Source organism: Paenibacillus residui (assembly GCF_042677205.1).
In the GTDB taxonomy this organism is placed as follows: Bacteria; Bacillota; Bacilli; order Paenibacillales; family NBRC-103111; genus Paenibacillus_L; species Paenibacillus_L residui.
Genome location: NZ_JBHTIU010000034.1, coordinates 1 through 12544, shown reverse-complemented (window position 1 = coordinate 12544; position 12544 = coordinate 1). Strand labels below are relative to the sequence as shown.

The following is a 12544-nucleotide window of genomic DNA, read 5'->3' as shown; positions in this document are numbered from 1 at the left end:
ATACTTTTTTCCATCCTTAGATGGAGAGAAGGGGGGACGAGGCTGTGAACTTACTTATCGTTGATGACGAGCCGGTCATTCGCAAAGGTTTGGTCAGGATGGCCGAGCAGTATCATTCGTCTCTTGCCAGCATATATACCGCCAATAATGGTGTGCATGCGCTTGAGGTTGTTCAGGAACATAAGCCTGAAATCATCTTCACGGACATCCGGATGCCCAAGATGGACGGGTTGGAGCTATGCAGGCATATTCATGAGCAGTACGATCATATTCAAACCGTAGTCATTTCCGGCTACGGGGATTTTGCTTATGCACAGCAGTGCTTGACTTACGGGGTAAAGCACTATTTATTGAAGCCGGTTACAAAGCCTGATGTTCATGCCATATTGGACAAATTGCTGAATAAGCCGGTCAAAGGCTACATTCCCATATCCAGGTATGTGGAATGGATTGATCAGGCGGATCAATGCATTTGGTCCTTGGACCAGGAGAAGTTGAGGAAGCTGGTTCAGCAGTGGAAAGAAGACTGCTTCTCGACGGGAATGAATGCGCTTCAATGCAGCGAATTGCTTAAAGATTGTATAAGCATGCTTGAGAGAAGGCTGCAGGCTAGAGACTCCTCTTTTCCCCGGATCTCCTCGGAATATATGGGAGCGCGGACCCGGGAGGAAGCATTCGATTTTTTCGAACGGCAGTTGGAGCGGATCATGGATGAGCTGAGCCTGAAAAGAAACGGCCGGTTCAAGGATCCTCTGGAGGAGGCGAAGGCCTATATCGAGCTTCATCTGTCCGAGGAAATCTCCCTCGAGGAGGTTGCGGAGAAAGCCGGATTTACGCCCAATTACTTCAGCTCCCTGTTCAAAAAGATGACGAACGAAACCTTCGTCCAATACCGGATCAAGAGAAGGATGGAGAAAGCGCAGCAGCTGCTCGCGGTTCCGCATTTTCGCATTGTGGATGTCGCGGCGGAGGTCGGATACGAGGACTATCCCCATTTTACGAAGATGTTTAAAAAAGTGACCGGTCAGTCTCCGTCGGAATACCGGGCCAAGCTGGGGATTAAATGATCAAGGGCAGTCTGTACCGGAAACTACTCTTGTATTTTCTCGTCATCATAGTAGCGACTCTCGTTTCCGTCGGCATATCCACCTACAGTAAATCTTCGAAAGAGCTGGATGACCAAATCAGGCGCCATATGTCGCAAATTATTAACAATGCCATTAATCATACCGACCTGTACCTGAAATCGTATGAGCGTTCCATTATTGCGCTTCTGAACAATCGGGATGTGAAGAAATTTATAGACCTGCCCAATCCGCCGGAAGATTACGATTATTATCATTATCGCAAGCTTATCAAGGAAGTCGGGCTGCAGCCGATCCTGATCCGGAATCCGGAGATATTGTCCATTTATATTATCAGTTTTGACGGCAACGCGATCTATGATTATAACGGCATGCCGGATGAAACTTTCTCTTCCGCCGAAATAGAGGAGCAGCTCCGGTATTTGCTGGAATACACGAAGCCGGACGGCAGCTTATCGATCATGAACAGCAGCATTTTTCCATCGTATGACAAGCAGGTGGTGAGGCTTGCCCGGCAGATCAAGGGCTACTCCTCTACCGATTACAAGGGAATTCTCGCCATTGAAATTAAATCTATGGAGCTGTCTGCTCTGTGGAACGGAGTCGATTTGGGCGAGGACGGTTATTTTTTTATCGTGGATAAGATGGGGAAAATCGTCTATCATCCGGATCCTTCCCGGATTCGTACCGATGTGGAAGGACCGTTCAGGGACAACATTTTACACGCGGATGAGCAGATGTTTATGGTGAACGAAGAAGGCCGCGAGCGGATGTTCATGAGCCGCAAGTCGGATTATTCCGGCTGGAATCTGGTCGTATCCATGCCAATGGATGAAATTATGAAGCCCGTCTCAAGCATAAGGATGACGACGATCATTGTAGGATTGTTCACGTTTGCATTCGCTTCTCTGCTGGCGTACCGGTTCAGCCGCTCCATTACCCGCCCCATCCAGGTACTCAAAAAAGGAATGAGGCAAACGGAAAAAGGAAACTGGATGATGATTCCGCTGCCCGAGCAGAAGGATGAAATCACGGAGCTTATGGTCCGTTACAATCTGATGGTCAACCGATTGTCCGAGTTGGTGGAGCAGGTTTATGAGGCGGAGCTGAAAAATCACGAAACCCAGATGGAGAGACAGAAGGCGGAATTCCAGTCGCTGCAGCTTCAGATTAATCCCCACTTTCTGTATAACACTCTGGAGACGATTGTATGTTACGCCGCAGTGCAGGATTCAGAGGAAATATCGGATATTGTGAAAGCGATGGCATACATGCTCCGGTATTCGATTCAGACCAATCTGGAGGAGATTACCGTTGCGAATGAATTGAACCACGTCCTTAACTATATGATTATTCTAAAACACCGAATAGACCGCGAATTCGAAATTGATGTGTCCGTTCCTCCAAGATTTTTGCTGAAGAAGATGGTGCGTCTGACCCTGCAGCCTTTGGTGGAAAATGTGTTTCAGCATGCCTTTCCGGATGGAGTGGAGGATCGTCACTGGATACGGATCGATGCGGAGGAGAAGGGAGACCGGTTCCGCGTCATCGTGGAGGACAATGGGGTCGGGATCGCATCTGATCATTTGCAGCTGCTGCAGTCCAAGCTGCAGACCAATCGGCTTGCGGATGAGGAGGATGGCTCGCGGAAGGATAAAGGCGGGATTGGAATGGTTAATGTTCACCGGCGTATCCAAATGGTGTTCGGAGAGGAGTATGGGCTGACGATAGAGAGTGAGCCGGGACGAGGGACCAGAATGATTATGAATATGCCCCTGCATGGCAACGGAATCAAACCTCCGGGAACGGCTTGAACGGATTATGGGACAGGACAGCTCTATTGCTTGGGCGAACCCGTTTGCGAATCGGGACGTCAGCAAGTCCTGCCCCCTGCGGAGTTCCGGGAAACCGGGTGTTAGAGGAGGCGACCTTGGTCCGATAAGTGCCAGCCGTTAAACGAACATGGGAGAGGAGCTTTGTATATGGAAAATCGTTGGATTTCCGCTGACAAAGGCTGGGAGGAGGTGGCGGCCGGCGTATGGAGACTTCGCGTCGGGAATCCTTCCGGGCGGACGCCGTCTTCGATCGTCCAGCCGTTACATAAGACGGAGGCGCTGGAGCGAATGGGAAGCGGCAGCCTGCCTTTCCAACTGAGTGAGATTGAGCTTAGGACGGACCAGCTTCGAACCGTCATTACTCTTCCGCTGCAAAGGGATGAGCGGCTGTATGGGCTGGGTCTTCAGTTCATGCGGATGAATCATCGCGGGCGGACGAGATATTTGCGTGTGAACAGCGATCCGAAGCAGGATACCGGCGAGACTCATGCGCCGGTTCCATGGTACGTCTCCAGTCTTGGATACGGAATATATGTAGATACCTCGCGCATCGCAACCATTTACTGCGGGTCCGCAGTGCGTTCGGACTGTCTGTACGGGGAAGCGAAGGACCGCAACAGCGACCCGGACTGGAAGGCGACTCCGGTTTCGGACCAAGTCGAGATGGTTATCCCGGATCAGGGGGCTGAGTTGTATGTGTTTGCCGGCCCGACCATATTGGATGCGGTTCGCCGCTATAACCTGTATCATGGCGGGGGAGTCCTGCCTCCAAGATGGGGGCTGGGCTTCTGGCACCGAGTGCCGAAGAGCTATTCGGCGGATGAGGTGCTGAAGGAAGCCATGGAATTTCGCGAGCGGGGAGTGCCGTGCGATGTCATCGGGCTGGAGCCGGGATGGCACAGCAGAAGCTATCCGGTAACGTATGAGTGGCATGAAGGGAGATTCCCGGATCCGGCCGGCTTTGTAGACGAGATGGAGAAGAACGGTTTCCGCGTCAATCTGTGGGAGCATCCTTACGTATCTCCGGATGCAGGAATCTACGAGCCGCTTAAGGCACTATCCGGCTCCCATACGGTATGGCATGGATTGGTGCCGGATTATACATTGCCGGAAGCGCGGCAAATTTACAGCGATCAGCACCGCCGGGAGCATGTGGACAAGGGAGTGTCCGGATATAAGCTGGACGAATGCGATGGGAGCGAACTGACGCGTAATTCATGGATATTTCCCGAGCATGCCGAGTTTCCGTCCGGGTATGATGGCGAGCAAATGCGCCAGATCTACGGCTTGGCGCTGCAGAAGATGACAGCGGACCTGTTCCGCGCCGCCGGCCGAAGAACCTACGGTCTCGTCAGAGCGTCCAATGGATGCGCCTCCTCCATGCCTTATGTTCTGTATTCCGACTTGTATGATCACCGCTCTTTCGTACGGGCATTATGCAATTCCGGCTTCAGCGGCTTGCTGTGGACTCCCGAGGTGCGGAAAGCGGAGAATGCGGAAGACTGGGTCCGGCGGATGCAGGTAGTCTGCTTGTCGCCGCTGGCCATGCTGAACGCTTGGGCGGACGGGACGAAGCCGTGGTCCTTCCCCGAAGCTGAGCCTGTCGTCACCAAGTATATCCGTTTGAGAATGCGGTTGATTCCATATCTATACTCGGCCTTCGCCCGCTATCACGAAGAAGGGGTTCCTCCTATCCGGCCGATGGCTCTGGAAGAAGCGTTCGCGGCCCGAAATGCGCGGGGGGAGAGCAAGCTGGACTCGACGGATTTCGCGTATGGGGCTTCAGCGGAAAGCGAGCTGGACGACCAATATATGCTCGGTGATTCCATGCTGGTAGCTCCTCTGTTCGCCGGTGAACGGAGCCGCCAGGTTTATTTGCCGGTAGGGGTATGGTACGATTTCGATACCGGAATCCGTCATGAAGGGGGACGTTATATCGAGGCCTCCCCCGGACTGGACACTATTCCTGTCTATGTACGGGACGGCTCGATCATTCCGATGATGCCGGAGCTGCCGCATGTCCCGCGACAAGGGGAGCAGGTAGCTATCGAGCTGCATCATTATGGCACGGCCTCGGGTAAGTTCCGCTTGTTCGATGATGACGGAGAAAGCTTCGCTTACGAACAAGGGGAGTATCGGTGGCGGGAAGCCGTGCTTCGGGTGTTGGAAGAGGGCCGCTATGAAACATCGGTCTCCCCGGCCGAACAGGGCTGGTCTTCGGCTTATAGCGGGTTTACTTGGGTATGTCACCATTTAGGCACGAAATAGGAGCAGGCAGAAGAGGGCGGTCACAGGCAGTGGATCGGGATTGGCCTGTTTCTAATTAGGATATAATAGGAATCATTCTGGTTACTCACCGTGTTTAAATAGGAGGGACGACATGAAGGATAAGGATAAACTGGAGAAAATCGTTACGGAGACTCTGCTGGAGGGAGAATTCAATAAGGGTGATCCGGATGATGAAGCGGTCGGACGCCTACCATCCAAATATGAAATCCGGCAGACCGTCCAGTTGGATCCCATCGTTGAGGAGACGAAGCGGTTCCGGACCATGGGTAAAGAAGTGGATGACCGGTATGATGAATATATGAAACGGGCCAACAGGGAAGATCCCGAGGACGGGGATAAGAATTAGAAGCGGCTCTCAAAAAGTTTCATAGAGATGAGGGGGGCTGCCGCCATGCCGCCCCAGCCTGCCAAACCTGCCGGGATAATCATACGGCAGGTTTTCTCTTTCTTACCTGAGAAGGCGGATCGGTTTCTTGTATAAAGGGTACAGCCACTTAACCCCGCTCGGTGTAAAAGTATCTGCCAGCAGGTGGGAAAAATAGCTGATGGCGGACAAAGCGGCGATCCCCTCAATACCGACTTGACGCTCCAATCCCAACCCGATTGCCCACCATAGAAATACAGCCCATAAGGTATGGGTCATCCCTCTGTGCTTTAACCAAGGGGCCCAGGCAATGAACAGGCCGAGTCCGGCCAACCAGATCATTTCATTCTGCCATCCCCAATAAATCAGACCGATCCCGATAAGACTCAGCAGAAAATTGCGGATAACTCCTTGACGCGTAATCAGGCCGAGAAGAAACAGGGCGGTGGCCACCATAGTCCACTCCATATAGAAGAGATGGCGGTAAAAATAGAAGTAAAGAACAGCCCCTACTGATAAAATCCCCAGGCCCAGAATGCTTTCTCGGAGCAGCTTGGACATTTTATCCAATTTGCCGCTCAGAATGCTGTTGCCGTCCAGGTCGGCACTTAAGGAGGAGAAGGCGGCCGCCGCCACACACATAGCCCCTTCTTTAAAATCCATCGAATGGTACAGTCCGGCAAACACGCCAATGGCCGCGCCGATAGCAAGATGAGTAGAGCCTTTCATAATTCCTCCCGAATTAGAAACATATGTTCTGATCTTTTATTATACACTTTGTAACTGCATTTAACAATCGCCGCGACCGCTTATATGGCAATATTTTCGAGAGAGCTTGAGCGGCATGAAAAAAGAACCTCCAATCCTCATTATTCAATGAGATTACCGAGGTTCTTATTAACCACATTAGAAAGTTTAAGTTCATTAAAGCATTAAAATGGAACAACTTTCTAATTGGCATAAAAAGCTACCTTTAAAACCGGGTTATTCGTCTTCGAAAAGGCTCCGTTAGGAGCTTTTTTTATTATTATTGCATATCGGTTAAGGTAAACGGTGAAACCCTATCGGGCCGGAATTATACGCATTACTCCGGCGAATCGGTGTCATCCAACAGGATGATGGCTTGTGCGGAGCTTTGGGGCGGCAAGCTCATGGTCATGATCGGACCGTAATAAGCTTTGATTTTCGCTCCCTCCCGGATTTCGTCCGCTTTGGCGGGCTCCGCCATCGCTCCTGATCGGATTACCGTATCCTCAGCGATATGAAGAATGACGCCGCTGGTTGGATCGCCTTCTTTCTCGTCCACCTTGATAGTCCATCCATGATCGGTGGATTTGACGGACTGTACGGTACCTTCCACTTGTCCGAGCTCATGAATGATACGGACGGCTTCAGCGCGGGTTTGCGGCGGGAGGCTGCGGGTCATGGCCAGACTATAAGTCGCTTCTATTTTCATTCCAGGCTTTAATTCAGGTGCTTCTTTAGAATCCTCGGACTCGGGTCCGGTGATGTTTAGGTCTGCAGGGACGATCAGCCGGATCACCGGATACGGAGAATTCGCCCCCAAGGATAGTACGTTGACAATCCGATCTCCACTGTTGGCCGCTGCCTGCACGTCCAGTACTATGGCCTCCATCGTATCGGTGACAGCCTCCTTCGGCCCATTCTGGATATCGATTCTGTACTCCTGCTCGTTCCAGATTACATTCATGCCGAGCGCTTCTCCCAAATCACGGACCGGTAAATAAGCCACTCCGTCCACCATTAGGGGCGTCATGGGGGATTCGGGGGCTTGTCCGTCAATGGCTACTTTCATCTTATGGTTAAATATCGCCTTGACCTCCGTCCAGTCCGCGGTTGAGGCAGCAACTGCGGTAGACCCGATCAATCCTACAGACAAAGCAACGACAGCGACAGATTTTAGCATCTTGTTCATTATGTATCCTCCTGATTGTCAATGGTGGGAATTTCCTTTGCATCTATGTAGACGGGAAGAAGGCCCAGAATGTTGCATGATACATTCAATATTTTATTTTAAATGCAGATGACATCGCTATAAAGCGCTTCCACAGGAAAAGCGTCAGTCTCCTTCCTCTTCCTCGGGCAGATCGGGGAGGACTTCCCAACCCGTGCAGTTGAGGTTGACCTTCCGTCCGATCAAATAATCAGTCGAAACCTGAAAGAGATCGGCCATTTTTTTTAACGTCTCCACATCGGGTCTCCTGCGGTTCTTCTCGTAATGAGAAAGGGAAGCTCGCGATATATTCAGAAATTGTGCCATCTGTTCTTGAGTAAACCCTTTGTTTTCCCGTAATTTCGCAATTCGGCGGCCGTACTTCATGAACCAAACTCCTTTCTCTATGCTAAAGGTGACAAAAGCGGCTATTGACACGTTACATATTGTATACTAAATTAGGTTTATGATGATACATATTGTATCTAATAAATAGTAAGTTGACAACTATAATTTAGAGCTGGCATTTCATTTTGGGCTGGCCGATTTCAGTTGAGATTCAAGGAGGAGTAGTGAAATGAGCAAAGTAAAAAAAGCGATCATCCCAGCGGCGGGTCTAGGCACCCGCTTTTTGCCGGCGACCAAGGCCATCCCGAAAGAGATGCTGCCCATCGTGGATGTTCCAACCATTCAGTACATTGTCGAAGAGGCGGTCCGGTCGGGAATCTATGATCTGATTATCGTTACAGGTCGTAACAAGAACTCCATTGAAAATCACTTTGACTACAATCATGAATTGGAATCCGCTCTGGAAGAAAACAAGAAGGAGGAGCTGCTGCAGATCGTAAAGGACGTATCCAATCTGATAGACATTCACTATGTCCGGCAGAAGGAGCCGCTTGGACTCGGTCATGCCGTTTGGTCAGCACGGAAATTTATTGGCAACGAGCCTTTTGCCGTCCTGCTTGGGGATATGATTATCGACAGCGATGTCCCCTGCTTAAGGCAGCTGATGGATGTATACGATGCGAAAGAATCCTCCGTCATTGCCCTTCAGCCGGTACCCTGGAGTGAAGTGCACAAATACGGGGTGGCATCGGGAACCTATCTTACGGGCAGGTTGTCGAGCATCGATCAACTGGTTGAGAAGCCTCAAGCGAAGGCGCCGTCCAATCATGCGATTGTGGGAAGATATATCCTCACTCCACGCATATTCGATTTGATCAGGGGATTGGCGCCGGGCAGAGGCGGCGAAATTCAATTAACGGATGCGCTGCAGCAATTGACCCGCTATGAACCGCTGTTCGGCTATTTGTATGAAGGAAGATTGTATGATGTGGGCACCAAGCTGGGCTTTCTGCAGGCCAATGTCGAATTCGCGCTAAAGAGGGAGGATCTGTATTCGGAATGGCGTGATTATTTGCTTACGCTCTCCGGAGAATTGGAAAGAACCGCCAACAAAATTGGAGTAACCGGGTGATCTAGGTCCATGGAAGGGATTATAACCAAATCGAGTACAGAAGCACAGTCGTCAGTAGAGCTTTCGAGGCCGTACGGTTTTTACTGCTCCATAATTAAACCGGCTCTAGACTGGACTGCCGGATTGTTATTGCTGCCGGTTGTCGCTCCGCTCCTCCTCCTTCTCTGCCTTCTGATTAAGCTGGAATCGGAGGGTCCGGCTCTGTTTAGACAGAAGAGGGTGGGGAAGGACGGCAAAGTTTTCACGATCTACAAGCTCAGAACGATGTATACGCATGTTCCCAAAGAAGGGAGATCTCCGGAATCGACGGATGATCCGAGAATTACGAAGGTTGGCAAATGGATTCGCAAAACCAGTCTGGATGAGCTTCCCCAGCTTCTCAATATTTTGCGCGGCGAGATGAGCTTCGTGGGTCCCAGGCCGGAGCAGCTTTCAATTGTACAGGATGCTTACGGGGAGAAGGAGAGGCAGAGATTCCTGGTCAAACCGGGAATAACCGGACTTTGGCAAACCAGCGCTGATCGCAAAGCCCCGATTCATCATAATCTACACCACGATTTTACATATATCCAAAATATTTCTTGGCGGATGGATGTATACATTCTGTTAAGAACCGCCTTGGTAATGCTGAAAAGCAATACTTATTAACAACTGAAAAGGGTGGAAGTTTATGGAGAATAAAATTTTGGTTACGGGAGCTGCAGGTTTCCTTGGCTCGCATCTGACCGCGAAGCTGTTGGAACAAGGCCAGGAGGTCATCGGGCTCGATAATCTGTCCTCCGGCAGGAAGAGCAACTTAGAGCCGTACTTGAAGAATCCGCGGTTTACATTCGTTGAGCGCGATGTTTGTGAACGGGAGGTGCTGGCCCTCCCTTATATGGATAAGGTCAAGGCCATCTTTCATCTCGCATCCCCGGCTTCGCCTAAATTTTATCAGGCACAACCTCTCGAAACGATTGCGGTGAATACGCTGGGAACTTACCACATGCTGGAGCTGGCCCGGAGGAACGGGGCGAAGCTGCTTTATACCAGTACCAGTGAAGCCTATGGAGATCCCGAGATCCATCCCCAGGAGGAGGAATATCGGGGAAATGTCAATACATGGGGGCCGCGAGCTTGTTATGACGAGAGCAAAAGGCTGGGCGAAGTTTATTGTTATGAGTACGCCCATCGCTACGGGGTCCGGGTTAAAGTAGCGCGCATCTTTAATACATATTCCGCAGGATTGCGCAATGATGACGGCCGGGTCATCTCCAATTTCGTTACCCAGGCTCTGAGAGGGGAGCCGATTACCGTCTATGGCGACGGTTCGCAAACCCGCTCCTTCTGTTATGTAGATGACAATATTCGCGGTCTTCTGCTAATGATGGAACGCGATGAAGCTAACGGTCAAATTATTAACATAGGAAACACGAAGGAGTATTCCATCCTGCGGGTGGCGGAGCTGGTAAAACAGCTTACGGGATCCGACAGCCGGATAACCTTCCATCCATTGCCTTGTGACGATCCCAAGGTTCGCAGGCCGGTCATACAGAAAGCCAAGCGGCTGCTTGGCTGGGAGCCTCAAATTGATTTATGGGAGGGATTACAAAGAACGATAGCGGCCTATAGGCAGCAAATGGAAGAGCAGGAGGGAGGCTATTACTCTGCGACGAACATGTAGGTTTCTTCCGGCACGAGTCCGGTGATTCGATAGGACGCGACACTTTGTTTGAGTCCGATCGTCTTCCATAGACCACTCCATCTGTAAATGTAGATCTTGGTGGCATAGCTTGGAATGCCGGAAATGGTAAATTCCGTTCCGGGCTGATTGGTCCATCCCTTTCTATTTTGCCATACCCATACTTTCTTGAAGCTGCCCGAGAGAACGTAGGTGCCCGTCACTTTCGGATCCAGGTATTCAAAATACATTCCAGAAGTCAGCTTGGAGACCATTCTCAGTACGTTGGCTCTCGCCGTCAATCCGGTGGAAGCATCGGTTTTTCCCGAGAACAATCCATACCAGGGATCTTCTTCCGGGGTAAGCAGAAGCGAGAAGGGCATGGCGAATCGCGTTGCCGGAGAATGCCCGTCATTTTTGACAACTCCGAGAGAATCCCAGATGGCCGTCAGGAAATAGTTGGCCAACTGCTCGGGGGGCAGCGATGATGATGGATTTGTAGGATTACGGTCTTTCACGTTGAACTCGGTCGTGTAGAACGGAATGTCTCTTGTAATTCCTGAACGTGCCTTGACTTGATCGAATGCGTATTGAACAGAGCTTGAATAGGTTCCACTGATCGGGGTATATTGCAGGTCAAAATACGTATGAAGATCGAGCCCGTCCAGTTTTCCGGAATTAATCAGCGGGGCAATGACCGGGCCATACCCCTTTAAGGTCCAGTCCTTAAAGGCATTCTGCGAGCTGAATCCGCCCGGGATGACCTTGAGAGAGCTGTCCACCGAATGAACTCCGTCCGCTAACCCTTCGAGCGCTTGCCGGTAAGCTTGCCGATCGATCGAAGCTTCCACATCCGGTTCGTTGAAGGCTGAGTAAACGGTTATACCCCAGTCACGGACATGGTACATTTGGGCCCAGGTACCTCCCGGTCTGAAGCGTTCGGCGAATTGGCGGCCGATAGAATACCATTTGTCATAATCTCCGATGGGAATTCCTTTGGATTCATAGTTTCCGTAGTATTCGAACAGCAGCATCGGAGTAATGTTGTGTTCGAACATCATCGCTACAATACTGTCAATGGTTTGGGGAGTAGGGGCGCCGTCCTTGTAGTACCAGTTAGGATAGAGGTTGACCCGGGCCCATCCCAGTCTAAGGCTCTGCAGAAATTCCAGGTCTTCCACAACATTGGTATCTCCGTTGGTGAAATTTCCGGAGCCGAGAAGCGAAGGGATATCGAACCCTTTGCGATCAGGAGATTTGGGTGCATCGGAATAGGACAGCAGTAGAAGAATTAGTAGAGTGACGATCGTTCCTTTGAAAATTTGCGAGCTCATATGTCATCTCCTTTCTAGGAGGGGATACTACAAAATATGATTAAAGACTTATAAATGCTTGGACAGCTGCGGGAAATCATAATTATCCGGCCATTTAATAACCGCTTCACTTCAAGTTAGACTTTCAATTGCCGTTGTGAAAACTCTATGAAACTATTTTCAAAAATAGAAAAATAAATGACTTCAAAAGAGAAAGGGACAGGTTAAAATTTCTATTTTTGTAATTGACGTCCAACTCTTTTTAGTATAAATTAATAACCAAACTGATACAATATGTATCAAAAATAAGAAAAAATCAACAAAAAAAGATCCGTTTGGTATTTGAGGTAATGTCTCCTGAACCTGTATCACTGGAGGCACTCGATCACACTGTGGGTCCTCTCAAGGGCCTTAGACGTTAATCGTCGAGGGTGTGATGTGAGGGAAGGTTAAATGCCTTATTGCAAATTTTTCGAAAGGGCTCCGTTAGGAGCTTTTTATTTAGGCTTTAGCCAGTTGAGTGCGTGAAACGCGCGAAACAAAAAACCACCCGCTATGCGGGTG

The 12544-nt window shown here is 50.2% G+C and carries 10 protein-coding genes and 1 pseudogene; 7 read left to right on the top strand and 4 right to left on the bottom strand.

Translation table 11 applies throughout. From position 1 onward, the window contains the following. Positions 1-44 precede the first annotated feature (44 nt). The 4 genes from ACFQ03_RS10940 to ACFQ03_RS10925 all read left to right on the top strand — a co-directional run bounded on the left by ACFQ03_RS10940 (position 45) and on the right by ACFQ03_RS10925 (position 5555). Positions 45-1067, top strand: a complete 1023-nt coding sequence (locus ACFQ03_RS10940) for a response regulator transcription factor (RefSeq protein WP_379288110.1) — start codon at positions 45-47, stop codon at positions 1065-1067. Then, complete coding sequence (locus ACFQ03_RS10935; protein WP_379288108.1) at positions 1064-2899, top strand: cache domain-containing sensor histidine kinase; 1836 nt, start codon at positions 1064-1066, stop codon at positions 2897-2899. Before ACFQ03_RS10940 ends, ACFQ03_RS10935 begins: the two co-directional genes overlap by 4 nt. Positions 2900-3067: 168 nt before the next feature. Next, the gene (locus tag ACFQ03_RS10930; protein WP_379288106.1) at positions 3068-5188 is read left to right on the top strand and encodes a TIM-barrel domain-containing protein; all 2121 of its coding nucleotides are present in this window, start codon (positions 3068-3070) and stop codon (positions 5186-5188) included. Positions 5189-5300: 112 nt separating this feature from the next. Next, positions 5301-5555 (top strand): hypothetical protein, encoded by a 255-nt coding sequence (locus ACFQ03_RS10925; RefSeq protein WP_144939090.1) that lies wholly within the window; start codon positions 5301-5303, stop codon positions 5553-5555. Positions 5556-5657: 102 nt separating this feature from the next. On the opposite strand, the gene ACFQ03_RS10920 is transcribed toward ACFQ03_RS10925, so the two are convergent. The 3 genes and pseudogenes from ACFQ03_RS10920 to ACFQ03_RS10910 all read right to left on the bottom strand — a co-directional run. Next, entirely contained in the window at positions 5658-6302 is a 645-nt protein-coding gene (locus ACFQ03_RS10920; RefSeq protein WP_144939092.1) for a metal-dependent hydrolase, read from the bottom strand. Positions 6303-6657: 355 nt separating this feature from the next. Continuing rightward, a complete protein-coding gene (locus ACFQ03_RS10915) occupies positions 6658-7509 on the bottom strand; it encodes a stalk domain-containing protein (protein ID WP_379288103.1) in 852 nt (283 codons plus the stop codon). Between the two features lie 213 nt (positions 7510-7722). Continuing rightward, a pseudogene (locus tag ACFQ03_RS10910) lies at positions 7723-7914 on the bottom strand (helix-turn-helix domain-containing protein); the annotation flags it as partial. Positions 7915-8104: 190 nt separating this feature from the next. On the opposite strand from ACFQ03_RS10910, the gene galU reads away from it, so the two are divergent. The 3 genes from galU to ACFQ03_RS10895 are packed head-to-tail and all read left to right on the top strand — an operon-like array spanning position 8105 to position 10670. Next, positions 8105-9007 carry a UTP--glucose-1-phosphate uridylyltransferase GalU gene (gene galU / locus ACFQ03_RS10905; protein WP_379288101.1) on the top strand — a complete coding sequence of 301 codons (903 nt, stop codon included), beginning with the start codon at positions 8105-8107 and terminating at the stop codon, positions 9005-9007. Positions 9008-9016: 9 nt separating this feature from the next. Further along, complete coding sequence (locus ACFQ03_RS10900; protein ID WP_379288099.1) at positions 9017-9655, top strand: sugar transferase; 639 nt, start codon at positions 9017-9019, stop codon at positions 9653-9655. A 22-nt stretch (positions 9656-9677) separates the two neighbouring features. After that, a complete protein-coding gene (locus tag ACFQ03_RS10895; RefSeq protein ID WP_379288097.1) occupies positions 9678-10670 on the top strand; it encodes a UDP-glucuronic acid decarboxylase family protein in 993 nt (330 codons plus the stop codon). Here ACFQ03_RS10895 and ACFQ03_RS10890 read toward each other — a convergent pair. After that, positions 10649-12001, bottom strand: coding sequence for a hypothetical protein (locus ACFQ03_RS10890; RefSeq protein ID WP_379288095.1), 1353 nt, complete (start codon positions 11999-12001; stop codon positions 10649-10651). The genes ACFQ03_RS10895 and ACFQ03_RS10890 overlap by 22 nt on opposite strands. Positions 12002-12544: the final 543 nt, after the last annotated feature.